The 24,203-nt window shown below is 70.8% G+C and carries 21 protein-coding genes and 2 pseudogenes; 17 read left to right on the top strand and 6 right to left on the bottom strand.

What is annotated here, in order from left to right:
• Positions 1-49: 49 nt before the first annotated feature.
• From LUZ64_RS37750 to LUZ64_RS14790, 11 genes and pseudogenes are all read left to right on the top strand, one after another.
• Positions 50-485: pseudogene (locus LUZ64_RS37750) on the top strand (acylneuraminate cytidylyltransferase family protein); the annotation flags it as partial.
• Between the two features lie 497 nt (positions 486-982).
• A pseudogene (locus LUZ64_RS37755) lies at positions 983-1,708 on the top strand (KdsC family phosphatase); the annotation flags it as partial.
• A gap of 230 nt (positions 1,709-1,938) precedes the next feature.
• Complete coding sequence (locus tag LUZ64_RS14750) at positions 1,939-2,865, top strand: N-acetylneuraminate synthase family protein (RefSeq protein WP_095581277.1); 927 nt, start codon at positions 1,939-1,941, stop codon at positions 2,863-2,865.
• Between the two features lie 194 nt (positions 2,866-3,059).
• Positions 3,060-4,352, top strand: coding sequence for a hypothetical protein (locus LUZ64_RS14755; RefSeq protein ID WP_232390095.1), 1,293 nt, complete (start codon positions 3,060-3,062; stop codon positions 4,350-4,352).
• Between the two features lie 65 nt (positions 4,353-4,417).
• The gene (locus tag LUZ64_RS14760) at positions 4,418-5,677 is read left to right on the top strand and encodes an amidohydrolase (protein WP_095584450.1); all 1,260 of its coding nucleotides are present in this window, start codon (positions 4,418-4,420) and stop codon (positions 5,675-5,677) included.
• Positions 5,678-5,843: 166 nt separating this feature from the next.
• Complete coding sequence (locus tag LUZ64_RS14765; protein ID WP_095584449.1) at positions 5,844-6,866, top strand: BMP family lipoprotein; 1,023 nt, start codon at positions 5,844-5,846, stop codon at positions 6,864-6,866.
• Between the two features lie 249 nt (positions 6,867-7,115).
• Positions 7,116-8,714 (top strand): ABC transporter ATP-binding protein, encoded by a 1,599-nt coding sequence (locus LUZ64_RS14770; protein ID WP_095584448.1) that lies wholly within the window; start codon positions 7,116-7,118, stop codon positions 8,712-8,714.
• Between the two features lie 5 nt (positions 8,715-8,719).
• A complete protein-coding gene (locus tag LUZ64_RS14775; RefSeq protein ID WP_095584452.1) occupies positions 8,720-9,826 on the top strand; it encodes an ABC transporter permease in 1,107 nt (368 codons plus the stop codon).
• Positions 9,823-11,109 carry an ABC transporter permease gene (locus tag LUZ64_RS14780; RefSeq protein WP_232390077.1) on the top strand — a complete coding sequence of 429 codons (1,287 nt, stop codon included), beginning with the start codon at positions 9,823-9,825 and terminating at the stop codon, positions 11,107-11,109. The genes LUZ64_RS14775 and LUZ64_RS14780 overlap by 4 nt, the downstream gene beginning before the upstream one ends.
• Positions 11,106-11,501 (top strand): cytidine deaminase, encoded by a 396-nt coding sequence (locus LUZ64_RS14785; protein ID WP_095584447.1) that lies wholly within the window; start codon positions 11,106-11,108, stop codon positions 11,499-11,501. Before LUZ64_RS14780 ends, LUZ64_RS14785 begins: the two co-directional genes overlap by 4 nt.
• A gap of 96 nt (positions 11,502-11,597) precedes the next feature.
• Positions 11,598-12,881, top strand: coding sequence for a thymidine phosphorylase (locus tag LUZ64_RS14790; RefSeq protein ID WP_095584446.1), 1,284 nt, complete (start codon positions 11,598-11,600; stop codon positions 12,879-12,881).
• A 66-nt stretch (positions 12,882-12,947) separates the two neighbouring features.
• On the opposite strand, the gene LUZ64_RS14795 is transcribed toward LUZ64_RS14790, so the two are convergent.
• The 3 genes from LUZ64_RS14795 to LUZ64_RS14805 form a co-directional block, all read right to left on the bottom strand.
• Positions 12,948-13,481, bottom strand: a complete 534-nt coding sequence (locus LUZ64_RS14795) for a GNAT family N-acetyltransferase (protein WP_095584445.1) — start codon at positions 13,479-13,481, stop codon at positions 12,948-12,950.
• A gap of 57 nt (positions 13,482-13,538) precedes the next feature.
• A complete protein-coding gene (locus tag LUZ64_RS14800) occupies positions 13,539-14,732 on the bottom strand; it encodes a serine hydrolase domain-containing protein (protein ID WP_095584444.1) in 1,194 nt (397 codons plus the stop codon).
• Positions 14,733-15,147: 415 nt separating this feature from the next.
• Positions 15,148-16,479, bottom strand: a complete 1,332-nt coding sequence (locus LUZ64_RS14805; RefSeq protein ID WP_095584443.1) for a helix-turn-helix domain-containing protein — start codon at positions 16,477-16,479, stop codon at positions 15,148-15,150.
• A 159-nt stretch (positions 16,480-16,638) separates the two neighbouring features.
• Here LUZ64_RS14805 and LUZ64_RS14810 point away from each other — a divergent pair, with 159 nt between their 5' ends.
• Both LUZ64_RS14810 and cyaB read left to right on the top strand, forming a co-directional pair.
• The gene (locus LUZ64_RS14810) at positions 16,639-18,024 is read left to right on the top strand and encodes a class I SAM-dependent methyltransferase (RefSeq protein ID WP_095584442.1); all 1,386 of its coding nucleotides are present in this window, start codon (positions 16,639-16,641) and stop codon (positions 18,022-18,024) included.
• 6 nt (positions 18,025-18,030) lie between these two features.
• The gene (gene cyaB, locus LUZ64_RS14815) at positions 18,031-18,618 is read left to right on the top strand and encodes a class IV adenylate cyclase (protein ID WP_095584441.1); all 588 of its coding nucleotides are present in this window, start codon (positions 18,031-18,033) and stop codon (positions 18,616-18,618) included.
• Here the strand turns inward: cyaB and LUZ64_RS37760 are convergent.
• Both LUZ64_RS37760 and LUZ64_RS14820 read right to left on the bottom strand, forming a co-directional pair.
• Positions 18,543-18,854: a DUF6255 family natural product biosynthesis protein gene (locus tag LUZ64_RS37760; RefSeq protein ID WP_372471992.1), complete on the bottom strand. Its 312-nt coding sequence runs from the start codon at positions 18,852-18,854 to the stop codon at positions 18,543-18,545. The genes cyaB and LUZ64_RS37760 overlap by 76 nt on opposite strands.
• A 23-nt stretch (positions 18,855-18,877) precedes the next feature.
• Positions 18,878-19,444 carry an ATP-binding protein gene (locus tag LUZ64_RS14820; protein ID WP_107426700.1) on the bottom strand — a complete coding sequence of 189 codons (567 nt, stop codon included), beginning with the start codon at positions 19,442-19,444 and terminating at the stop codon, positions 18,878-18,880.
• Positions 19,445-19,688: 244 nt separating this feature from the next.
• Here LUZ64_RS14820 and LUZ64_RS14825 point away from each other — a divergent pair, with 244 nt between their 5' ends.
• Positions 19,689-20,567, top strand: coding sequence for a helix-turn-helix domain-containing protein (locus LUZ64_RS14825; RefSeq protein WP_095584451.1), 879 nt, complete (start codon positions 19,689-19,691; stop codon positions 20,565-20,567).
• A gap of 8 nt (positions 20,568-20,575) precedes the next feature.
• Complete coding sequence (locus LUZ64_RS14830; RefSeq protein ID WP_095584440.1) at positions 20,576-20,785, top strand: DUF397 domain-containing protein; 210 nt, start codon at positions 20,576-20,578, stop codon at positions 20,783-20,785.
• On the opposite strand, the gene LUZ64_RS14835 is transcribed toward LUZ64_RS14830, so the two are convergent.
• On the bottom strand, positions 20,757-21,731 hold the full coding sequence (locus tag LUZ64_RS14835; protein WP_095584439.1) for a GNAT family N-acetyltransferase: 975 nt from the start codon (positions 21,729-21,731) through the stop codon (positions 20,757-20,759). The two genes, LUZ64_RS14830 and LUZ64_RS14835, sit on opposite strands and share 29 nt — an antisense overlap.
• A 193-nt stretch (positions 21,732-21,924) precedes the next feature.
• Here LUZ64_RS14835 and LUZ64_RS14840 point away from each other — a divergent pair, with 193 nt between their 5' ends.
• On the top strand, positions 21,925-23,397 hold the full coding sequence (locus tag LUZ64_RS14840) for an MFS transporter (protein WP_211305159.1): 1,473 nt from the start codon (positions 21,925-21,927) through the stop codon (positions 23,395-23,397).
• 237 nt (positions 23,398-23,634) lie between these two features.
• The gene (gene soxR / locus LUZ64_RS14845) at positions 23,635-24,156 is read left to right on the top strand and encodes a redox-sensitive transcriptional activator SoxR (RefSeq protein WP_232390079.1); all 522 of its coding nucleotides are present in this window, start codon (positions 23,635-23,637) and stop codon (positions 24,154-24,156) included.
• Positions 24,157-24,203: the final 47 nt, after the last annotated feature.

Genomic DNA, 24,203 nt, shown 5'->3' on the forward strand with positions numbered 1-24,203 from the left:
CCCGGCCCCGGCTTCCCCGGCCGTCTCCTCGGAGCGCCCCACGGCCGTCCTGGCCGTCATCCCCGCCCGCGGCGGGTCGAAGGGCGTCCCCGCCAAGAACCTCGCCGCGGTCGGCGGCGTCCCCCTCGTCGCCCGCGCCGTGCGCGAGTGCCGCGCGGCCCGCCTCGTCGGCGACGTCGTCGTCACCACCGACGACCCCGGCATCGCCGCCACCGCACGCGGCGCGGGCGCCCTCGTCGTCCAGCGGCCGCCCGCGATCGCGGGCGACACCGCCACCAGCGAGGCGGCGGTGCTGCACGCGATGGACGCCTACGAGGCGATGTCCGGCGCCCGGGTCACCGCCGTGCTCCTGGTGCAGTGCACCAGCCCCTTCCTCACCAGCGAGGACATCGACGGCGTCGCCGCCGCGGTCGTCGAAGAGGGCGCCGACACGGCCTTGACGGTGGCCCCCTTCCACGGCTTCGTCTGGCGGGCGGAGGAGGACTTCGGGCCGGTGGGGGCGAGCGACGACCTCGCGGATGTCCGGGTGCGCGACCGCCCCGCGGGGGACGCCGTGCTGCCGGCGCAGCTGTCCCCCCGCCGGACCATGCCCTCGGCGGTGACGACGCTGGACCCGACGGCTCCGACGGCTCCGGCGGCTCCGGCGGCTCCGGCGGCTCCGGCGGCTCCGGTACGTCGGCCGACCCCGCCGCCCCCGGCAGCCTCCACGGCCCCAGCGGCTCCCGCGGCCCCGGCCACCCCGCCGACTTCCGGGCCTCGGGAGGCCCAGGTGGCCCCTGCCGCCCCTTCGGTTCCGCCGGCTCAGGCGACCCCGGTGCCCCCGGCGGCGACCTCTGCTGTCCCGGCAACCGCAGTGACCCCTGCCGCCCCGGCAACCGCAGCGGCCCCGGCCTCGGCCGCACAACCGCCCGGCGGTCGCGGACCCACCGATCACCCCGGAAACCCGGGAACCCATGGCTCTCAGGCCGCCCCGTCCCACCCAGGCGCCCACGGCGTCAACCACGACAAGTCCCACCGGCCCCGCCGCCAGGACCGCCCCCAGGACCTGCTGGAGACCGGCGCCGCCTACGCCATGCGGGCCGACGGCTTCCGGGCCGCCCGGCACCGGTTCTTCGGGCGGATCCGGCTCGTACGCACCGACGCCGCCCGCGTCCTGGAGGTCGACGACCCGCACGACCTCGCCCGTGCCCGCGCCCTCGCGCCCCTGTTCGACGGACCGGCCACCGGCGCCGTCCCCACCCGCGCCGACATCGACGCCGTAGTCATGGACTTCGACGGCACCCAGACCGACGACCGGGTCCTCATCGACGCCGACGGCCGCGAGATCGTCGCCGTGCACCGCGGCGACGGGCTCGGCGTCGCCGCCCTGCGCCGGGCCGGCCTCGCCCTGCTGATCCTCTCCACCGAGACCAACCCCGTCGTCGCCGCCCGCGGCCGCAAGCTCCAGGTGCCCGTACTGCACGGCGTCGACCGCAAGGACCTGGCGCTCAAGAGATGGTGCGAGGAACACGGCCTCGCACCCGACCGCGTCCTCTACGTCGGCAACGACGTCAACGACCTGCCCTGCTTCGACCTCGTCGGCTGGCCCGTCGCCGTCGCGAGCGCCCACGACGTCGTACGCGGCGCCGCCCGCTCCGTGACCTCCGCCCCCGGCGGCAACGGCGCCCTACGGGAGATCGCCTCCTGGCTGCTGGGCCCGTCTCTCTGAACCCGTGAGGCTCTTGAGGCTTCAGAGGCCCATAAGGCCCATAAGGCCCATGCGACCCATGAGGCTCATAAGGCCCATGCGACCCATGAGGCCGTGATGTCTCCAAGGCCCACTGAGCCCCTCCGAGACCCTGCCGCCGCCCGCTCCGACCGGACAGCCCCGCCCGCCGCCTTCCCCCCTCCACCCTCGCCCGTTCAGCCCCGCCCACCGCGACCTAAGGAACACCCCATATGAGCCCCGCCCTGCGCACCCGCCCCCTCGGCCGCAAGACCGCCGGACCCGGCCACCCCGTCTACATCACCGGTGAGATCGGCATCAACCACAACGGCGACCTCGACAAGGCCCTCGCACTCATCGACGCCGCCGCCGACGCCGGCTGCGACGCCGTGAAGTTCCAGAAGCGCACCCCCGAGATCTGCACCCCCCGTGACCAGTGGGACATCGAGCGCGACACGCCGTGGGGCCGGATGACCTACATCGACTACCGCCACCGGGTGGAATTCGGCGAGGACGAGTACCGCAGCATCGACGCGTACTGCCGGGAGCGCGGGATCGCCTGGTTCGCCTCGCCCTGGGACACCGAGGCCGTCGCCTTCCTGGAGAAGTTCGACGTCCCGGCCCACAAGGTCGCCTCCGCCTCGCTCACGGACGACGAGCTGCTGCGCACCCTGCGCGCCACCGGCCGCACCGTCATCCTGTCGACCGGCATGTCGACGCCCCAGCAGATCCGCCACGCCGTCGAGGTGCTCGGCAGCGAGAACATCCTGCTCTGTCACGCCACGTCCACGTACCCCGCCAAGGCCGCCGAGCTCAACCTCCGGGTGATCCACACCCTCCAGGCGGAGTACCCCAACGTCCCGATCGGCTACTCCGGCCACGAGACGGGTCTCCAGACCACCCTCGCCGCCGTCGCCCTCGGCGCCACCTTCGTCGAGCGGCACATCACCCTCGACCGCGCCATGTGGGGCTCCGACCAGGCCGCCTCCGTCGAGCCCGGCGGGCTCCAGCGGCTCGTCCGCGACATCCGGGTGGTCGAGGAGTCGCTGGGCGACGGCGTGAAGAAGGTCTACGAGAGCGAGCTCGGCCCGATGCGCAAGCTGCGCCGCGTCCCGGGCGTCGTCGCCCAGGCCGGCCACCGCGAACCCGCAACGGTGTGACGGGCACCCCCGTGGCACCGCCGGAAGGCCCACCACCACAGGACGGACCGTCGTCCGAAGCCCTGTCGCCGGAAACCCTGCCCTCTGAAGCCCCCTCGCCCGAGGCCCCGCCGCCCGAAGCCTCATCCCCTGAAGCCTCATCCCCCGAAGCCTCATCCCCCGAAGGCCCGTCGCCCGGAGCCGCCGCCCACTCCCTGGCGTTCGTCGAGAGCCCCGTCCAGCTCCTGAACGTCCTCGAATGGGCGTATGCCACCGGCCGTTCGGGCTCGCCCCCGCCGCATCAGGCCCCACCGCCACCCCCACCCGCCTACGGCTCCGCCCCGCCACCCCTGCGCGACGGCGTGCCCCGCCAACCGGACGGAGGACCGGACGGAGGACCGGACGGAGGACCGATCGGAGGACAGGACGGAGGTCCCGAAGCGGAACAGGGCAGGGAACCCACCACCCTCGACCCCCTCGACTCCCTCGACCCCCGCGACACCGGCCTCGTCATCGTCGTGCTCGCCCCGCACGACCCGATGACACGCGGTCAGCTCCGCCGGATGGCCGAACTCGCCCGCGACCACGGCCACCGGCTGCGCTGGGAGGAGGCCCGGGGTGGGCCGGGCGCGCCGTTGCGGACCGTCGCCGGGCTCGCGGGCCCGCTGCGCCGGGCGCGCCGCGTCGTGATCGGGGACCCGTTCTCGCGCTATGTGCAGCTGCTGCTGCCGCTCACCCGCGCCCGCGAGCTGGTGGTCGTCGACGACGGCACCGCCACCATGGAGTTCGTCTCCCAACTCGCCCGGGGGGAACGCCTCGTACGGTGGCACCGGCGGGGCAGTCGAGGGGCGCGCGATCTGGCTTTCGCGCCGGTCTCTGCTTCAACGCGCCGTCGGTTGACGCCGAACACCCGCCGGAGCGTGACGGTGTTCACCGCGATGCCGGTCGAGGCCCCGCCGGGAGTGGATGTCGTCCGCAACGACTTCGCCTGGACCCGTGCGGCCTTCGGCCCGCCGAGGCTCACCCGGGGCACCGATCTCGTCGGGACCTCGCTGGTCGAGACGGGTGTGGTGGACCCCGAGCGCTATCTGGCGGCGGTGGCCGGGCTGGCCCGGGCGTACGGCGCCACCCGCTACTTCGCCCACCGCCGTGAGAGCGCCGAGAAACTGCACCGGATCGGGGCAGGGCTGGGCCTGGAGGTCGTACGCCCCGAGCTGCCCCTGGAGCTGATCGCCCGCCGCGGCCCCATAGGGCGCACGGTCCTCAGCTTCCCCTCGACCGTGGTGCACACGCTGCCCCTGGCACTGGCCGGTACGGGTGTGACCGTCGCGGTCTGCGACATCGACCCGGTGTGGCTCACGGAGCGGGCCTCGCCCCGGGCGGAGGGCTTCCTCTCCGAGGTGACGGACACCGCCTCGGATGTGCGGCGGCTTCCGGCCATGCCTCTGAGTGCCCCCTCGGCCGTAAATACTGGTCATACCCCTCGAGCCACCCATCCATGCGGCTGAACTTTTCTTGATCTGGGGGCAGTTGCCGGGTCGGGGGCTTTACCCTTCAGTGCGTGAACCATCTGATGCCTTTGGACGCCGAACCCGACACCGCCGACGGTGAGCTCCCCGGAGAGCTCCCCTCCGTACTGCGCGCCGAACTCATCGCGTTCCGCCGGGACTTGCACATGCACCCCGAGCTCGGAAACCGTGAGTTCCGCACCACCGCGGCGGTCAAAGCGAGGCTGGAGAAGGCGGGGCTCACCCCCCGCACCCTCTCCACCGGCACCGGGCTCTTCTGTGACATCGGCCGGGACACCGCGCGGGAGACGGCCGGCCGGGTCGCCGGGCAGCACGGCATCGCGGCCCGGGGCATCCTCGCCCTCCGCGCGGACCTCGACGCGCTGCCCATCCCGGACACCAAGACGGTTCCGTACCGCTCGACCGTCCCCAGGATGGCCCACGCCTGCGGCCACGACGTGCACACCACCGTCGTCCTCGGCGCTGGCCTCGTTCTCGCCCGGCTGGCCGAGCAGGGCCTGCTGCCCCGCCCGGTCCGGCTGATCTTCCAGCCCGCCGAGGAGGTGCTGCCCGGCGGCGCGCTCGACGCCATCGAGGCGGGCGCGCTGGACGGCGTGGGCCGGATCCTCGCGGTGCACTGCGACCCCAAGGTCGAGGTCGGCCGCCTCGGGCTGAAGCACGGCCCGATCACCTCCGCGTGCGACCGGCTGGAGGTCTCCCTGGACGGCCCCGGCGGCCACACCGCGCGCCCCCACTTCACCACCGACCTGGTGACGGCCGCGGCCCGGGTGGCCACCGACGTGCCGGCGGTGCTGGCCCGCCGGGTCGACGCCCGCTCGGGGATGTCCGTCACCTGGGGCCGGATGGAGACCGGCCACGCCCCCAACGTCATCCCGCAGCACGCCGAGCTGTCCGGCACCGTCCGCTGCCTGGACCTGCACGCCTGGCGGGACGCGCCCGACCTGGTGCACGCCGCGATCGACGAGATCGCCGCGCTGCACGGCGCGAAGTCGGAGATCAACTACGTCCGGGGCGTCCCCCCGGTGGTCAACGACCCGGAGGTGACGGAGCTGCTCCGGAGCGCCATGACGGCACGTCGCGGACCGCACTCGGTCGAGGACACCGAGCAGAGCCTCGGCGGGGAGGACTTCTCCTGGTACCTGGAGCACGTGCCCGGCGCGATGGCCCGGCTCGGGGTGCGGCCGGTCGGCGACAACACCCGGCGTGACCTGCATTCCGGTGATTTCGATGTGGACGAGGGGGCCATCCAGGCCGGGGTGGAGCTCTTCACCGCGGCCGCCCTGCTGGACGCCCGGTCGGTGTAGCTGACACCTACACAGTCGGCGTCGCCAATCCGGACGCATTCGGGTCAAGGATGGTTCGCGACGATCCGATAACGGCTTCGAACTACCCCTTTTCTCTCCATCTACGCGCGTTACGATTCCCGCGAACCAGCGCCGACGGAGGCGCTTCGAGTGAAGGGGCCCCTTCGTGCGCCGGGTATCCACAATCACTGTCGCGGGTGTTGCCACCGCGGCCCTCGCATTCACCCTCACCGCTTGTGGTGAGTCCTCCACCAGCTCCGGTGGTGACAAGGGCGTCGGCCTGGCGTTCGATGTCGGCGGCCGTGACGACCACTCCTTCAACGAGTCCGCGGCCCGTGGTGTCGACAAGGCCAAGGCCGAGCTGGGCATGAAGGCCAAGCTGCTCACCGCCAAGAACGGTGAGACCGAGGCCGAGCGCGAGCAGCGGCTGAGCTCCCTCGCCGACGCGGGCCACAACCCCGTCATCGGCGTCGGCTTCAACTACTCGAAATCGATCGAGAAGGTCGCCAAGGAATACCCGAAGGTCACCTTCGGCGTTGTCGACTCCGTTGCCCCGGGCAAGAATGTCGTCAGCATGACCTTCGGTGAGCACGAGGGTTCCTACCTCGCCGGTGTCGCCGCCGCGCTGAAGTCCAAGACCCACAAGGTCGCCTTCATCGGCGGTGTGAACAACGCGCTGATCCAGAAATTCCAGGCCGGTTTCGAGCAGGGCGCAAAGGCCGCCGACCCGAAGGTCGAGGTCCGTTCGGACTACCTCTCCAACAGCGACAAGGGCTTCAACGACCCGGCCGCCGCCAAGGAGAAGGCCAAGGGCATGCTCGACTCGGACTTCGACGTGATCTACACCGCGGCCGGTCTCTCCGGTAACGGCTCGATCGAGGCCATCGCCGCCAAGAAGGGCGCCTGGGCGATCGGCGTCGACTCCGACCAGTACCAGCAGCCGGGTCTGGCGAAGTACAAGGACTCCATCCTCACCTCGGTCGTGAAGAACGTGGACGTCGCGGTCTTCGACCTCATCAAGAGCGTCAAGGACGGCAAGCCGCTCACCGGCCAGCGTCAGTACCTGCTGAAGGACGGCGGCGTGTCGCTGTCCACCTCGGGTGGCCACATCGACGACATCAAGGCCCAGATCGAGGAAGCCAAGAAGAAGATCGTGGACGGTCAGGTCAAGGTCAAGACCGCCCCGTGATCCCGGGCCGGCTCCGGCCGGCACCGGCCGGTCCCTGACCGGCCTCGCACGACCACGGGCCCGGTACGGGGGAAGCCTCCCCCGCCACCGGGCCCGTAACTGCGAGCCAACGCTACGCGCGTAGCACAGCGTTGACGCGTGTAGCGTCGCCCCCGCCCGATCCGGGCACGCCCCGTCCGGGCGCACAGCCGGTCCCCGCCCGGCTCGCCCCGGTCTTCCTCCCGCTCCCTTCCCCGAGGAGAGTGCGCCATCAAAGCGTCCAGCAGTACCGCCCCCGCAGTAGAACTCGCGGGCATCACCAAGCGGTTCCCGGGCGTCGTGGCCAACCACGACATCCACCTGACCGTCCGCCGCGGTTCCGTCCACGCCCTCTGCGGCGAGAACGGCGCCGGCAAGTCGACCCTGATGAAGATCCTCTACGGCATGCAGAAGCCGGACGAGGGCACCATCACGCTCGACGGTGAGCAGGTCACCCTGCACACCCCCGGCGACGCCATCGCGCGCGGCATCGGCATGGTGCACCAGCACTTCATGCTCGCCGACAACCTGACCGTCCTGGAGAACGTCGTCCTCGGCGCCGAGAAGCTCCACGGCATCGGCGGCAAGGCCCGCGCGAAGATCAAGGAGATCTCCGACGCCTACGGCCTCGGGGTCCGCCCCGACGCCCTGGTCGAGGACCTCGGTGTCGCCGACCGCCAGCGCGTGGAGATCCTCAAGGTCCTCTACCGCGGCGCCCGCACCCTGATCCTCGACGAGCCCACCGCCGTCCTGGTCCCGCAGGAGGTCGACGCGCTCTTCGACAACCTCCGCGAGCTCAAGGCCGAGGGCCTCACGGTCATCTTCATCTCGCACAAGCTCGGGGAGGTGCTCTCGGTCGCCGACGACATCACCGTCATCCGGCGCGGCACCACCGTCGGCACCGCGGTGCCGAGCGAGACCACCCCCAAGCAGCTCGCCGAGCTGATGGTCGGCAGCGAGCTGCCCTCGCCCGAGACCCGTGAGTCGACGGTCACCGACACGCCGATGCTCACGGTGGAAGACCTCAAGCTCTCCGCCACCGACCCGGACGGCGTCGTCCGCGCGGTGCTCGACGGCATCTCGCTCACCATCCACAAGGGCGAGGTCCTCGGCATCGCCGGTGTGGAGGGCAACGGCCAGGCCGAGCTCGTCGAGGCCATCATGGGCATGCGGGACCCCGACGCGGGCACCGTCACCCTCGACGGCACCGACATCAGCCACGCGCCGACCCGCAAGCGGCGTGAGGACGGCATCGGCTACATCCCCGAGGACCGCCACCGGCACGGCCTCCTCCTGGAGGCGCCGCTGTGGGAGAACCGTATCCTCGGCCACGTCACGGAGAAGCCCAACAGCAAGAAGGGCTTCCTCGACCCCAAGGCGGCGCGCGCCGACACCGAGCGCATCGTGCGGGAGTACGACGTCCGCACGCCCGGCATCGAGGTCACCGCGGCCTCCCTGTCCGGCGGCAACCAGCAGAAGCTGATCGTCGGCCGCGAGATGAGCCACCTGCCCAAGCTGCTGATCGCCGCGCACCCCACCCGGGGCGTGGACGTCGGCGCGCAGGCGCAGATCTGGGACCAGATCCGCGAGGCGCGCCATGAGGGCCTGGCGGTGCTGCTGATCTCCGCCGACCTGGACGAGCTGATCGGGCTCTCCGACAACCTGCGGGTGATGTTCCGCGGCCGCCTGGTCGCCGACGCCGACCCCGCCACCATCACCCCCGAGGAGTTGGGCTCGGCCATGACCGGCGCAGCCACCGGCCACCTCGAACACGTCGAGGCCGACGACCAGGAGCAGGACCAGGAGCAGGAAGGGGGCGACAAGGCGTGAACGCCCTGAAGAAGCTGGACAAGAACAAGCTGATCCTGGCCGTCGCCGCGCCCGTCCTGGCGATCGTGGCCGCCCTGGTGGTCACCTCGATCATCATCGTGGCCACCGGCAAGGACCCGATCCACGCCTACCAGGTCATGGTCGACTTCGGCTCGAAGGCCGATTCCCAGGTCTGGATCATCAACAAGGCGACCCCGTACTACCTGTCCGCGCTGGCCGTCGCCATCGGCTTCCGGATGAACCTCTTCAACATCGGCGTCGACGGCCAGTACCGCATCGCGGCCTTCTTCGCCGCGGTGGTCGGTGGCGCCCTGACGCTGCCGGGCATCATCCAGATCCCCGTGATCATCATCGTGGCGATGATCGTGGGCGCCATCTGGGCGGGCATCGCCGGTCTGCTGAAGACCACCCGGGGCGTCAGCGAGGTGATCAGCACGATCATGCTGAACGCCATCGGCGCCGCGGTGATCGCCTACTTCCTCCAGGACGGCCGCCTCGCGGAGAAGGAGGGCAACCTGATCCACACGCCCTACCTGCCCGACTCGGCGCACTTCTTCGAGATCGCGACCGCGACGAAGCCGATCTACGGTTTCGTGTTGATCGCCGCCCTCGCCGGCCTCGTCTACTGGTTCGTCCTGAACCGCTCCCGCTTCGGCTTCGACCTGCGCACCGTCGGTCAGTCCGAGTCGGCCGCCCAGGCCAGCGGCGTGAACGTCAAGCGCATGGTCGTCACGTCGATGCTGCTGTCCGGCGCCATGGCGGGCCTCGTCGGCATGCCGACCCTGCTCGGCGTCTCGTACAACTACGGCACCGACTTCCCCGCGGGCATCGGCTTCACCGGCATCGCCATCGCGCTGCTCGGCCGTAACCACCCCATCGGCATGGCGCTCGGCGCCCTCTTCTGGAGCTTCCTGGACCGCACCGGCACCCAGCTGGAGTTCGAGGGCTACGCCCAGGAGATGGTCGGCGTGATCCAGGGCGTCATCGTCCTCTGCGTGGTCATCGCCTACGAGATCGTCCGCCGTTACGGCCTCAAGGCCCAGCAGCGGAAGGTCGGCGAGGAGCTCGCCGCCCAGGCCCGTAAGAGCGACAAGGCGGAGGTATCCGCGTGAGTACGACCTTCACCGCCGCGGTCTCCGACGCGCTCAGCGGTAAGAACAAGCCCGGACGGCGCAAGCTGTCCTACCCCGTGGTCCTGATGATCATCGCGGGCGGTCTGCTGCTGCTCTCCGCCCTGCGCGAGATCACCAGCACCGGTGACCTGACCTCCTCCGGTCAGTTCGGCGGCGCCCTCGCCGCCGCCGTGCCGATCGGCCTCGCCGGCCTCGGCGGCCTGTGGGCCGAGCGCGCGGGCGTCGTCAACATCGGCCTCGAGGGCATGATGATGCTCGGCACCTTCTGCGCCGGCTGGATCGGCTGGCAGCACGGCCCCTGGGCCGCGGCGCTCGCCGGTGTCATCGGCGGCGCGATCGGCGGCCTGGTGCACGCCTTCGCCACCGTCACCTTCGGTGTCGACCACATCATCTCCGGTGTGGCCATCAACATCCTGGCCCTCGGTATGACGCAGTACCTCGCCAAGCTGTGGTTCGGCGCGGAGGGCAGCGCGGCCCAGCAGGCGGGCGGCAACGACAAGCAGTCGCCCGTCATGTCGGACATGCAGACCTTCTCCATCCCCGGCCTCTCCGACTGGCTCGGTGACATCGAGAAGCACCACTGGTTCTTCGTCTCCGACCTCGCCGGCATCCTCGAGGGCCTGGTCACCGACGTGTCCTGGCTGACGATCGTCGCGGGCCTGCTCTTCGTCGGCACGTTCTTCGTGCTGTGGCGCACCTCCTTCGGCCTCCGCCTGCGCTCCTGCGGCGAGAGCCCGGTGGCCGCCGAGTCCCTCGGCGTGAACGTCTACACGTACAAGTACGCGGCCGTGGTCGTCTCCGGCGCCATGGCGGGCCTCGGTGGCGCGTTCCTCGCCATCGGCACCCACATGTACTCCGACGGCCAGACCGGTGGCCGTGGCTACATCGGTCTCGCCACGATGATCTCCGGCAACTGGCGGCCGGGCGGCGTCGCGATGAGCGCGGGCCTGTTCGGCTTCATGGACAGCCTCCAGCTGCGCGCCGGCGGCCCCGTCGTCCACGCGCTGCTGCTGCTCCTCGCCGTGCTGCTGGTCGGCTTCGCCGCCTGGAAGGCGAAGACCGGCAAGGTGCGCGGCGCGATCGTCGCCGCGGCCTTCGCCGCCGCGCTGGTCGTCTGGTACGTGCTGACCGACACCGTGCCGCTGGAGCTCGTGAACGCCACCCCGTACGTGGTGACGCTCCTGGTCCTGTGCTTCTCCGCGCAGCGCCTGAGGATGCCCAAGGCCAACGGCAAGCCCTACCGGAAGGGTCAAGGAAAGTGACTTCTCCCTTCGACTGGGAGGCACTGCGGACGCAGGCCCGGGACGCGATGTCCCGGGCCTACGCCCCGTACTCCGATTTCCCCGTCGGCGCGGCGGCCCTCGTGGACGACGGTCGCGTCGTCACCGGCTGCAATGTCGAGAACGCGGCGTACGGGGTAGCCCTGTGCGCCGAATGCGGACTCGTTTCCGAGCTCTTCGCCACGGGTGGCGGCAGGCTGACCGCATTCACGTGTTGCGACCGCAACGGCAATGTCCTGATGCCGTGCGGCCGCTGCCGCCAGCTGCTCTGGGAGCACGGCGGCCCGGAACTGGCCGTCGACACGACGACGGGCGTCCGTCCGCTCGCGGAGTTGTTGCCGGATGCGTTTGGGCCTGCCGACCTGAATCGATAAAGATGTCCTCAAGCGCCGGAGGGGTTGTGGAAAACAACCCCTCCGGGTCACTTTCCGGCCCCGGGAAGACTGAGGACGCACGAACTTAAGGAAAATGTGCTGATGGACGCCATTTCCGTAATCCGCGCCAAGCGTGACCGCGCTCGTCTGTCCGACGAGCAGATCGACTGGGTCATCGACGCGTACACCCGCGGCGAGGTCGCCGACGAGCAGATGTCCTCGCTCGCCATGGCCATCCTGCTCAACGGCATGGACCGCGCGGAGATCGCCCGCTGGACCGCCGCCATGATCAAGTCCGGCGAGCGCATGGACTTCTCGTCCCTGCCCATGCCGACCTCGGACAAGCACTCCACCGGCGGCGTCGGCGACAAGATCACCCTCCCGCTGGCCCCGCTCGTCGCCGCCTGCGGCGCGGCCGTCCCGCAGCTCTCCGGCCGGGGTCTCGGCCACACGGGCGGCACGCTGGACAAGCTGGAGTCCATCCCCGGCTGGCGCGCGCTGCTCTCCAACGACGAGATGATGGACGTCCTGCGCAACGTCGGCTCCGTCATCTGCGCGGCGGGCGACGGCCTCGCCCCGGCGGACAAGAAGCTCTACGCGCTCCGCGACGTCACCGGCACGGTCGAGGCGATCCCGCTGATCGCCTCGTCCATCATGTCGAAGAAGATCGCCGAGGGCACGGGCTCCCTGGTCCTGGACGTGAAGGTCGGCTCCGGCGCCTTTATGAAGAACATCGAGGACGCCCGTGAGCTGGCCTCCACGATGGTCGGCCTCGGCACGGACCACGGCGTCAAGACCGTCGCCCTGCTGACCGACATGTCGACCCCGCTGGGCCTCACCGCGGGCAACGCCCTGGAGGTCCGCGAGTCGGTGGAGGTCCTGGCGGGCGGCGGCCCGGCGGACGTCGTCGAGCTGACCCTGGCCCTGGCCCGCGAGATGCTCACGGCGGCCGGCCTGCCCGACGCGGACCCGGAGAAGGCCCTGCGCGACGGCTCCGCCATGGACCACTGGCGCCGCATGATCCAGGCCCAGGGCGGCGACCCGGACGCGGCGCTGCCGGTCGCCCGGGAGCAGCACGTCGTGACGGCCTCGGCCTCCGGTGTCCTCACCAAGCTCGACGCGTACGCCGTCGGCGTCTCCGCCTGGCGCCTGGGCGCCGGCCGCGCGCGCAAGGAGGACCCGGTGCAGTTCGGCGCGGGCATCGAGATGCACGCCAAGCCGGGCGACAAGGTCACCGCGGGCCAGCCGCTGATGACGCTCCACACGGACACCCCGGAGAAGTACGACTACGCGCTGGCGGCGCTGGAGGGCGGCGTGGAGATCGCCCCCGAGGGCACGTCGTTCACCGCGAACCCGATCGTGCTGGACCGCATCGCCTGATTTCTGGCGGTGAAAGGACGGGCCCGGCGGAGTCTTCCGCCGGGCCCGTCCCGTGTTTCCGGGCCCCTACGCCTGGTACTCGGTGAGGTCGATGGCATGGATGGTCATCGGGAAGTCGTGCACGGGGTGGGTCGTCTCGCGCTCCGGCGCCATGCCGAGCTTGCGGGCGACGTTCTCGGACGCCTCGTCGCCGGTCCGGATGACGGCGACGACCCGGTCGAGGCCCCGGTCCTGTAGCGCGAACTCCAGGGTCGCGTGGGCGGCCTCGGACGCGTACCCCTGCCCCCAGAACTGGGCGCCGATCCGCCAGCCGATCGCCACGTCGGGCAGCTCCTCCGGGGAGAACTCCGACCAGGACAGGCCCGTACAGCCGATGAGCTCGCCCGACCCCAGCAGCTCGACGGCGAAGATCCCGAACCCCTCGTCGTCCCACTCCTCCTCCCAGCGCTCGATCGCCTCGGCGGTGGCGTCGGCGTCGATCACCGAGCCGTCGCCGACCCACCGCATGACCCGGGGGTCCGCGTTGATGTCCGCCAGGAAGGGGGCGTCGTCTTCGTGCCAGCGGCGGAGGAGGAGGCGAGGGGTGTGGATCTCGGTCATACGGGCCATCCTGCGTGACGGCGGGGGCCCGGCGGTAATCGGGGACGGCCGGTGGTGTCACTTCATCTTGCAGAGGACGTCGTCGAGGAGCTTGTCGGTGCGGGTGTCGCGGTCCTCCATGGCGAGGTTGGTGGAGCGCATCACGACGACGCCCTTCCTTCCCTTGTCGACGAAGCCGTTGGCGTTGAGGTGGCCGAGGGTGGTCCCGCCGTGGCCCCAGTAGTCGCCGCCGCAGCTCAGCGCGGTCTTGAAGACGCCGAGCCCGGCCTCCTGGACCAGGTTCCCGCGGTCGTCGGGCGCGGGCACGGTCCGCTGCATCTGCCGCAGCTGGGCGGGCTTGAGGAGCTTGCCGCCGAGCAGGGCCTGCCAGAAGCGCGTGAGGTCGTCCGAGGTGGTGACGAGGTCGCCCGCCGAACTGCCCCACGACATGCTCAGCTCGGTGCTGTCGAGCAGCGGGCCCCCGGGCTTGAACTGCTGGTAGGCGCGGGCGGAGGGCCGGGGGAGCCCCGTACGGTCGCCCGCGGAGTAGGTGTGCGTGAGGCCGAGCGGCTCGGTGATCCGGGTGCGGACCTCCTCGCTCCAGTGCCGGCCCGTCGCCTTCTCGACGATCATCCCGGCGAGGATGTAGCCGGTGTTGGAGTAGCTCCAGCCGTCGCCGGGCTCGAAGAGGGGCTTCTTGCGGAGGGCCATGTCGACGAGGTCGCGCGGTTCGTAGACGTCGAAGCGGTGCTTCTTGAACTCCTCCTCGCCGAGGACGGGCAGGCTCTCGTCGTAGTCGGGCAGGCCGCTGGTGTGCTGGAGCAGCTGCCGTACGGTGATCCGCTTGCCGTCGTTGCCGTTGGCGTCGACGACACCGGGCAGCCAGTGGTCGACGGTGTCGTTCAGCCGTACCTTGCCTTCGCCGACCAGTTGCAGCATCACGGTGGCGACGAAGGTCTTGGTGTTGCTGCCCATCCGGAAGTAGCCCTGGGCGGGCATGGGACGGTTCGTGCCGCGCTCTGCGGTGCCGGAGGTGACGTGGATCCGGCCGGTGCCGTTCGCGAGGGTGGCCTGGGCGCCGACGACGCCGTCCTTGCGGACGATGTCGTCGAGGCCGTGCTGGAGGTCGGCGCGGACGTGGGCGGGGGCGGTACGGGCTTCCGGCTGGGCGGCCCAGGCGGTGGAGAGCGGCATGGTCAGGGTGGCGGCGGCGACGGTGGTTGTGAAGACGCCGAGGGCGACTCTGCGGCGGGTGTTTCGTACGGGGGGCATGATGACGGCCTCACGTGGAAGGGGGCGCGCAACACCTCCGCTCGGGAGCGAAGTTGCGGTGCCGGGCGGCCGGGTCCGGGATGTCCGGCCGCTTCGTGATCATTGACCCACGTGGGGGAGGCGGGTGGCCATGACGGTGCCCACCGGGCCGAAGGTGGGGGCAGCGCCGTGGGGTTGGGGGGTTAGCCCCAGGGATGCGCCTGACCTACGGGGAGCTGGGACGCCGGAGCGGGGGCACTGGATGACGGGAACACGAGGCCCCTGTCGCGAACCGCTTGGCGTTGTCGGCACTGTTCATGCCGAGTTGACCTGCACGGTACTGCAGGCAGCGGTGTAGGCCACGGTCTGGATGAGCTTATTGCCGTGCCGCGGGACGTCATCGGCGAGGTTGCCGTTTGTGTTTGTGGCGCGATGGTCACAAGCGGGCGGTCTGCGCCTTTTCGAGGAGTTGGGCGACCCCGGGAACCTCCTTGTGCTTCTTGAAGGCGGGCATCATCCCGCTGATGAGCGCCGTGCAGCGCGGCGCCCCGATGCGCTGGGCCATGGCGAGTGCCGTGTGCGCGGCGTGCGCCGCCCGGTCGATCTCCCCGCCTCGCAGGTAGCCCTCGGCCTCATAGGCGAGGAAGACCGCGCGGGTCTTCTCCCGCGCGACCGGCAGCACCTCGGTCCCGTTCTGGATCAGCGCGTGGGCCTGGCGGGTGTGGCCGAGGTCGAGGAGGCACCGGCCGGTGTCGACGGCCAGGTCGGAACGGGACATCCAGGCGCACCACGCGGGCGCGGCCCCGGCACCGGCCGCGGTCTCGAAGTTCTTCTCCGCCGCTCCGAGCGAGCGGGTGCAGGCGTGTTCCTCGCCGAGGGCGGCGTGGGCGCGGGCCTTGCGCAGGTGGAGCACCGATCGGGCGGCCGGGTGCAGGGGCCGACGCAGGGCGCGGTCGAGGACGGCCACGGAGGTGGCGGGGTCGCGCAGCCATAGCGACTGGTAGGCGAGGTCGGAGAGCACTCCGGCGCCGAGATCGTGATCCTCGCAGGTGTGCGCGGAGTGGACGGCGGCGTGCCAGAACCGCGCGGCGGCGGCGTGCCGGCCGTGGTCGAAGCGGTGCCACCCCACGGTCTGGGCGAGGCCGGCGGCGAGCCGGTGAAGGCGCTTACCTACCTGTTCGCTGTAGCGGCCCTCGTCGACGAGGCTGGTGACGATCTTCAGCTGGTCGTCGAGAAGCGGGGCGGTGTACTGGCGCTGGGCGGTCGGCGCGGTGGTCAGGTTCCGGCTGATGGATTCCAGGGAGCCGACCAGGTCGGCGTCCACCGGCTTGCCCTGCCGCGCGGCGGCGAATGCGGCAGGGGTCGCGGTGGCCCACTCGTGGGCGAAGCCGGTCAGCGACGCGGCGGTGTATGCGACGAAGTTTCGGCGGTCCATGCGGGCTGCGAGGGCCTCTCTGAGCGCGGCAGGGGTGGAATGCGGGGCGAGCGTACGGGTCTCGTCGCCTCCGGGGAGCCAGTCCGGCCAGCCGAGCACACGAACGAGGCCCTGGCCGATGCCGAAGGCGTCGGCCAGGAGCATCTGGGAATCCGTGTCGGGCGTGGCGCGGCTGGTCTCCCATTTCCACACCCGTTGACGATCCACCCCGGAGCGCAGGCCCCGGCGGCGGGCGGCGGCCGCGATCTGTGCGGCCAGCTCGGGCTGTGACCAGCCGCGCATCTGGCGAGCGTAGGCGAGGGGGTGCCGGATCACTTGGTCCACGGCGGTCATCCCATCATCTGGCCATGGTCCGAGCCTACCGCCGGGGCGGGCGGGACTACACCGGGACTACGGCCAACGCATGGGCGATCAAGAGTAGTTGGGCTGTACTCGCAAAAGCCCCACCGACCGGGTGAGGGCAGTCGGTCAGGATTCGGGCAAGGAGTACAGGTGTCTACCTCGACGTTCTCAACCGCTCTCAAGACGGCGCCCGGCTACCTCGATGTCGCGGCCAACGCCCACGGAGAAGAGAAAGCGTTCCTCGCTCTGCGCGCCTTGGGTCGTATGCGGACTTCGAGGCCGCGCCTGGTGGAGATCGGGCCCGGGGGAGGGTCGGCGGTCGCCTTCCTGGCCTCGCGGCTGGCAGCGGGCGAGCACCGGGACAAGGATGTCCATCTCACTGTGATGGAGGTTCCTGGAGTGGTGTCGGAGTCGCTGGCACGCGCGATGGAGGAGTTCGGCCAGGTGGGCACGTGTGAACTTGTCACCGGCTTCGCCCAGGACCTCGCGGACATCGTCGGCGAGCCGGCGGATGTCGTCACCGCCTCGGCGTTGCTGCACGAGGTCTACTCCTACGGCGACGGCTACAGCGGGCTGCACGATGTGATCCGTACGATCCCCACAGTCTTGCGGCCCGGCGGCATGTTCGCCTACCGGGACGTATACGCGGTCAAGGCCCCGTCACTGCACGAGAGGGTTGTGCAGACCTACAGCGCGCTGTCGTGGGTGCGGTTCTTGCGGATGTTCCTCCCGCAGTACCTGCGCGAGGGCACCCACCCGTACCATCGCTCCGCCGACCTGGCGGTCTTCCGGCAGGACTCACGGATCGTCGCGGCCGAGGCGCTGGACGACACCACGAGCACGCTGGTCGAGGCCCCGGTGGGGATCTTCCGGGAGGTCCAGCGGCACTACATCACGCTGCGGGACCACATCTGGCGCTCCGGGGTGCTCGGGTTCGTCCCGCACCTGGAGGGCCCGCCGGCCTCCGACTGGATCGACGCCAAGCGCGGGCACAAGCGGGTCCATTACGCGCTGACGGACACCGACTGGTTGCCCACCTCGCAGAAGACGATGCTGCTCGCCCTGAGCGAGCGGTACACCGACCACTACACGGTGGACGGGGACATCTTCGACGAGTGCACGGACATCGCGCTGTCGGCGTTCCTGGAACTGGCCGAGCGCGGCGACGGGGAGTGCGCGCAGGTCTGGGAACGCTGGGTGACCCGGGAGGGCCGGGAGACGTACGCGTACATGACGCTCGACGCGCTGCTGGCGGCCTTCGCGGTCAGCTCCACCGAGGCCCAGCAGGACGAGCGGACGGTGCTCATGCCGGTAGCGGTGGCGGATGTGATCCAGCAGGACCGGGCCTATTACAACCGCTACCTGCGGCGTAATCTCCCCAATCCGCTGAAGGACGCGAAGCAACTGGTGCTGTTCTCGAACCTGCCGGTGGCCGGCGACTCCCGGTCGTTAGGAGAGGGAATGCACTGCCTTCAGCAGTGGTGCGGCAGGGCGAACCTTGCTCGGGTGTATTCGGCGATCAACTCAGGAAGGTGACCAGGGGTGGACAAGGTGATCGAGGTCGAGCGCAAGCGGCGGCTGCCGGACGGCGGGGAGGCGCTGGCGCGGCTGCTGGCTTCTCTGGGGTGGCGGGCGTCGGAGCCGGTCACGGAGACGGACGTCTACTACAGCCGCCCCGACGTGGACTACATGGTGACGGTGGAGTGCCTACGGGTGCGCTGTCGCGGTGACTTCACGGAGATCACGTACAAGCCGCCGACGACCGCGCGGACCCACGCCGACGGGGTGATCTCCAAGGAGGAGACGAACGTCCTCCTGGCCGCCGGTCAGGAGGAGCTCGCGAACCAGTTGCTGGAGAACATCGGCATGCGCCGCCTGGTGCGGGTGGCGAAGAACCGCACCGTCCATCGCCACGCCGGCCACATCGGTGCGGTGGTCGCGATCGACATCGTGGCCGGGGCGGGTGCCTTCGTGGAGACCGAGGTGACCGGCTCCGATCCGGCCGTAGCCGCCGAGCTCGTCGAGCGGATCGAGAAGCGGCTCGACTTGCTCGGTTACCCGATGGTTGAACTGCCGTACAGGGATCTTGTCCTCGCAGCCGGGGCGGGCGTGGCTTCGCGACGGCCGTGACGGGGCGAGCACCAGGAGACCGGCCCGAACCCGCGGGAGTCGACCACGGCCCGTGAGATGTTGAGGGCCGCCGCCCGGTCCGTAGCGTGGCGGTCCGGGGCGGGTGGGGTGACGGCGTGGGGCAGGCCGGACGGGCGTACCGCGCCGTAGTCCGTGAACCGGCGGACGCCGCAGGCGTTGCAGCGGGACTCGCCTCCGTGGTGTGTCCAGCCCCCACGGTGGGGGCAGTTGGCCATGACGCGTCCGACGGCGTAGGCGGTCACCGGGTCGCCGCCGGCAGGATGTGCGCGCTGCGGAAGTGCTGGCGTACGGCGATGGTGGCGTCGGTGATCTGCTCTTCGTCGCCGTCCGCGACGGCCTTCCGCCGGGCGTCCCGCAACGTGTCGCACTCCGTGCAGCCGAGCGGTGACTTACGGGGCCTGCCCAGCTCGAACCAGGTGGCCTTCCCCGGCCCGGGGCCGTGCGCGCAGACGCCCCACGCGTCGGCGCCGTTCGCGATCAGGTTGAGCCCGCGCCCGGACTCGTCCTCCGGTGACACCTTTTCCCGGCATACGGGCATCCCCGCCGCCCCGTCGTGCACGAGTACGCGCAGCTGACCGGTGTCCGTCCACTCCGCGAACAGCGCGACCGGGATGTCGCAGTCCTTCGCCCCGCACGCGTTGACCGCGTTGGTGACCGCCTCCGAGGTGAGCGCGACGGCGGTGTCCGTGAGGTCGGTCCGTCGTGACGCGAGCAGCAACGTTCGGACGATCTCGCGGGCGGCGCGCACCCATGCGGGATGCGGTGGGAAGACGAGGGAGCAGTCCGGGGTGGGGTGGGTGCGCATGGCGGCTCCTGGGTGGTGGGGTACCCGGTGGCGTCTCGCGGTGGCTTGGCCCGCGCCAACTCGTGTTGGAGCCGGTGCACTTCCGCGCCGCTCGTTCCGGGTGAGGGGTTCGACGGTAGGGAAACCCTTTTCCGTATCGCAAGGGTTGCTGGAGATGTTGGCCCTTGTGGGTGACGCGCGGTTGGATGGGTGGCCTCTTGGGGCCGGGCGTCGGCAGACTGCCGCCAGTGAGAAGGAGGTAGTGATGGCACCCAGGAAACAGCCCAGCGAGCGGCAGCGCCGACTGGGCGCGGAGCTGAGGAAGCTCCGTACGCGTTCGGGGATTTCCGGCGATCAGGCGGCGGCGATGCTGGACGCCGATCGAGCCCGTATCAGCAACATCGAAGCGGGCCGTCTCGATGTGTCACGGAACCGGCTGTACATGGTGCTGCGTGAGTACGATTGCCCGCCGGGCGCTTACTTCGACGGACTCATGGAGCTGGCCCAGGATTCAGGTAAGGGCTGGTGGGACGAGTACAGGGAGACCCAGGGGCGTCGAGCTCTCGATCTGGTGGAGCTGGAGTCCCGAGCCACCAGGGCGCGTGCGCACGAGCCTTCGGTCATTCCCGGGCTGCTGCAGACGGAGGGCTACGCACGCGGTGTCATCTCCAGCGTCGAAGGCGATCAACGGAACCTGGATCGCTGGGTGCGTTTCAGAATGGAGCGGCAGCGTGTGCTGGCCGAGCTGGAGACGTACCACGCCGTCATCCATGAGTCGGCCTTGCGTGTGCGGGTCGGCGACACGGGCACGATGCGGAAGCAACTCCTGAAGCTCATCGAGGTTTGTCGAATGCCTCACGTCACGGTGCAGATTTTTCCTTTTGATATGGGGCCGTACCCGTCCCACGCCCGTTCGTTCGTCCTCTTCAGTGGCACAACCCCCGAGCTGGACACTCTCTACCGGGAGCACCCGACCAGCGCGGACTTCATCGGGGATGGCGATCGCATCACCGAATACGCCAGTATGTTTGAGCGACTGGCCTCCCTGGCCCTTGCACCTATCGACCCGGCGGCTACTCCCGAGGCGCAGGGAGTGGGGGACTCGTTGAGTTTGCTCCAGCACGTCCTGTATGAACTGCGATAGGTAGCCAGATGTCTCAACTTGCTTGGTATAAGTCCTCATTCAGCACGGGATCGGAAAACGACTGCGTCGAGATCGCCCTCGCTCCCGGCGGCCTCATACGCCTCCGGGAGAGCGACGACCCTACTCGCGTCATCACCACCAACCCCGCCGCCCTCGCGCCCCTCCTCAGAACCGTCAAAGCCGACCGGCTCACTCTCCGAGTGGGCCCGCGTACGTAACCAGCGTCCGCTTGTTCACGAACCCCAGACTCTCGTAGATCCCCAGCGCGCCCGTCGGGTTGGCCGTGTCCACCACCAGCTCGGCACGGTCGTAGCCCTGATCGCGCGCGGCCCGCAGGGTGTGCGCCAGAAGGGCCCTTGCCGCGCCCTTCCCCCGGTACGCGCGCCGCGTCCCGAGATGGGCCACGGCGCAGGAACGGACCCCCGTGGCCGCGGTGTCGGCGTCGTACTCGTCGGCGAGGAGGTACGCGGCCACGTGGTCGCCGGCGTCGAGGAGGACGGCCGAGACGTCCGCGCGGAATGACCGGGAGCCCGTGTTCCAGGTGCGCCAGTCGGCCTCGTCGGCCTCGGCGAAGTCCCAGTGGTCGAGGAACGCCTCGTTGTGGGCGAGCCGGACGGCTTCGTCGTACGACCAGGCGAAGGGCGCCAGCCGCAGACCGGCCGGAGCGGCGGCTTCCGGCAGGGACGTGGCGGCGGTGCGCAGGTCGCGTGACATGGTGAACCAGTACCGGGAGGGGGCGAAGCCCGCCCGCTCGGCCAGCGCGGCCAGGCCGGCGTTGGTGGAGATTCCGTCGAGGTGCAGTTCACCGGGCACCTCGGCGGCACGCTCCGCGTGGAGGGCTCGTGCCCGGGCGCGCATCCAGTCGACCATCCGCGTGCCGAGCCCTCGGCGGCGGTACGCGGGGTCGACGGCGCCGGCGGTGTCGAAGCGGAGCACGCCGCGCACGGTTTCCGGTTCGTACACCAGGGCGTACGCCACCAGCCGGGTGCCCTGCCAGGCGCCGAGCGTGTCATGGGCGAGGTCCAGCTTGGGATCGGTGAACTCCTCGCGGATATCGGCCAGGTCGTGATGGATGCCGGTGCGGTCGGTGCGCTCGACTTCTTCCCGGAGGGCGGCCAGGGCGGCTATGTCCGCGGCTTCGAGCGGCCGAAATACGATATCCATGGACCGAAGGGTACATAGCGCACCGGCGGAAGGTCGGGAATTTACGCCTGGGCAGGGCGGAGGCCGGTGACCGGTCCCGCCCGCCGCCGGGCCGGTTCCGCCGAGCGCGGGAAGTCCCGCCGGATCGCTGACCGTGACGCACGGCGGGGGTCCGGCTTGACTTCATGAGCTCTTGAAGTTGTTCCGTATCGGGGTGGCAATACCGACTGACCCCATCGAAACCACTGAGGCCCCTGAGCCCACTGAGATCGCCGACCCCGCGTCCGCGCGGAACGGGCCGGCCGGCAGCTGGCGAGAGCTCTTCGGACCTGATCACCGGGCTACCGCCCTGCTGATCGCGGGTGTGATGCTCCTGGACGGCGCGAGCACCTGGGTGACCACCAGCCTGCTGCCGACGGCGGTCGAGGACATCGGCGGGGAGCGCCTCTACGCCTGGACCACGACCGTCTTCATGATCGCCTCGGTGATCAGCGCACTGCTGGTCGGCCGCGTCCTGGCGGTGCGCGGCGCGAGGGCCGGTTTCCGGATCGGTATCGCGGCGTTCGTGGCCGGTACGGGCATCGCTACGGTGACGCCGACGATGGAAGTCCTGCTGGCCGGACGGGTGTCGCAGGGGTTCGGGGCCGGTCTGCTGGCCGGGCTCAGCTACGTCGCCGTCCAGTCGGTACTGCCCGAGCGCCTGTGGGCGCGGGGCACCGGTCTGGTGTCGGCGACGATGGCGGCCGGGTTCTTCGTCGGGCCCGCGATCGGCGGGCTGTTCGCCCAGTTCGGCGCGTGGCGCCTGGCCTTCGCCACGGTGATGGTGCTGACGCTGCCGCTGTTCCCGCTCGTCTCGCGGGCCGTCCCGGCCGGCGGCCGGGCGCAGAGCGTCAGCCCGCTGCCGGTGGTGTCGTTGGTGCTGCTCACCGCGGCGGCGATACTGATCAGTACGGCCGGTGTCCTGTCCGGGCCCGGGCCTTCCGTCGCCGCCGCGTTCGTCCTGGTCGCGGTCTTCGTCCTGAGTGAGCGGCGCCCCGGTGCGCGGGCCCGCGTGCTGCCCGCGTCGGCCTATACGCGCCGGTCCGCGCTCCGGTGGCTCTACCTCACCCGGGTCCTCATCACGATCGCGGCCTCCGCCGAGGCGTTCATCTCGCTGTTCGGCCAGCGCCTCGGCGATCTGCCGCCGGTGGCGGCCGGGTTCCTCGGCACCACACTGCCCGTCGGCTGGGCCCTGACCCAGGTCTCGGTCTCCGGCGCCCGCCCGGCGGTGCTCGCCCGGCTGAGCCTGGCCGGGCCGTTCGTCCTGGCCGCCGGCCTGACCGCCACCGCTCTGCTCCAGCGCGAGGACGCCTCCCCGCTCACGGTGGCGGCCTGGGCCGCGGCCTACCTGGTGGCCGGCTCCGGGATCGGCATGGCGATGCCGCATCTGTCGACGGCGGTGATGGGCAGCACGACGGATCCGGACGAGGCGGCGAAGGCCTCCGCGGCCATGAACACCATCGGGCTGCTCGCCTTCTCCTTCGGCGCGGCCTCGGCCGGTGTCCTGGTCAACCTCGGGGCACCCTCGATGGCCCGCTCGGCGCACTACGTCCTGTTCGCCTTCGCCGCGGTCGCCGCCCTGGCGGGCGTCACCGCCTCCGTGCGGCGGCGGGGAGCCGCAGCCCTCGCCGGGCCGGACGAGCCGTGACCTGAGCGTCCGCGGGCTCCCTGATGACCTGAGCCGGCCTGACCTGAGCCGGCCTGACCTGAGCCGGCCTGACCTGAGCCGGCCTGACCTGAGCCGGCCTGACCTGAGCCGGCCTGGCCTCCCCTGGCATGGCATGGCGTGGCATGGCATGGCATGGCGTGGCCTGGGCCGTGTACATGCACACTTCCGGCCCCCTAAGACCTGAAGCAAACTTTAAGTCCGGATTACGGTTGATATATGGAAATGCCGCTTTACAACGCCAAGGAGCTCACCGTCGGTGAGCTCGCCGAACGCAGCGGTGTCACCACCAGCGCGCTGCGCTTCTACGAGTCGATGGGCCTGATCCACAGCCGCCGTACCCCCGGCAACCAGCGCCGCTACCCGCGGACGACGCTGCGGCAGGTGGCGCTCGTCCGGGTCGCGCAGAGCGTCGGGATCTCCCTGCGGGAGGTCCAGGAGGCACTGGCGCGCCTGCCCGAAGGGCGCGCGCCCACCCAGGACGACTGGGAGGAGCTGTCCCGGAGCTGGCGGGACGACCTCGACGCACGCATCGAGCAGCTCATACGGCTGCGGGACCGGCTCGACGACTGCATCGGCTGCGGTTGCCTGTCGCTGGACCGCTGCATGGTGGCCAACCCCGAGGACCAGCTCGGCCGGGCCGGGCCGGGGCCCCGCCGCCTGTTGGTCGACCGGTTCCTGGACCCGCCGGCCCACCCCCGTTCCCCCCACGACGACCCGCCACCCGGCGCACGGGAATAAGAGCCCCCCCACGACGACCCGCCACCCGGCGCACGGGAATGAGAGCC

This window comes from Streptomyces albireticuli (genome assembly GCF_021228125.1).
Lineage (GTDB): Bacteria > Actinomycetota > Actinomycetes > Streptomycetales > Streptomycetaceae > Streptomyces > Streptomyces albireticuli.

Bases quoted from the DNA above. Each gene is read 5' to 3' on its own strand.
- LUZ64_RS14750 (WP_095581277.1), top strand. From the start codon at position 1,939: ATGAGCCCCGCCCTGCGCACCCGCCCCCTCGGCCGCAAGACCGCCGGA.
- LUZ64_RS14760 (WP_095584450.1), top strand. From the start codon at position 4,418: ATGCCTTTGGACGCCGAACCCGACACCGCCGACGGTGAGCTCCCCGGA.
- LUZ64_RS14795 (WP_095584445.1), bottom strand. From the start codon at position 13,481: ATGACCGAGATCCACACCCCTCGCCTCCTCCTCCGCCGCTGGCACGAA.
- LUZ64_RS14800 (WP_095584444.1), bottom strand. From the start codon at position 14,732: ATGCCCCCCGTACGAAACACCCGCCGCAGAGTCGCCCTCGGCGTCTTC.
- LUZ64_RS14805 (WP_095584443.1), bottom strand. From the start codon at position 16,479: ATGACCGCCGTGGACCAAGTGATCCGGCACCCCCTCGCCTACGCTCGC.
- LUZ64_RS37760 (WP_372471992.1), bottom strand. From the start codon at position 18,854: ATGGCCAACTGCCCCCACCGTGGGGGCTGGACACACCACGGAGGCGAG.
- LUZ64_RS14820 (WP_107426700.1), bottom strand. From the start codon at position 19,444: ATGCGCACCCACCCCACCCCGGACTGCTCCCTCGTCTTCCCACCGCAT.
- LUZ64_RS14825 (WP_095584451.1), top strand. From the start codon at position 19,689: ATGGCACCCAGGAAACAGCCCAGCGAGCGGCAGCGCCGACTGGGCGCG.
- LUZ64_RS14830 (WP_095584440.1), top strand. From the start codon at position 20,576: ATGTCTCAACTTGCTTGGTATAAGTCCTCATTCAGCACGGGATCGGAA.
- LUZ64_RS14835 (WP_095584439.1), bottom strand. From the start codon at position 21,731: ATGGATATCGTATTTCGGCCGCTCGAAGCCGCGGACATAGCCGCCCTG.
- soxR (WP_232390079.1), top strand. From the start codon at position 23,635: ATGGAAATGCCGCTTTACAACGCCAAGGAGCTCACCGTCGGTGAGCTC.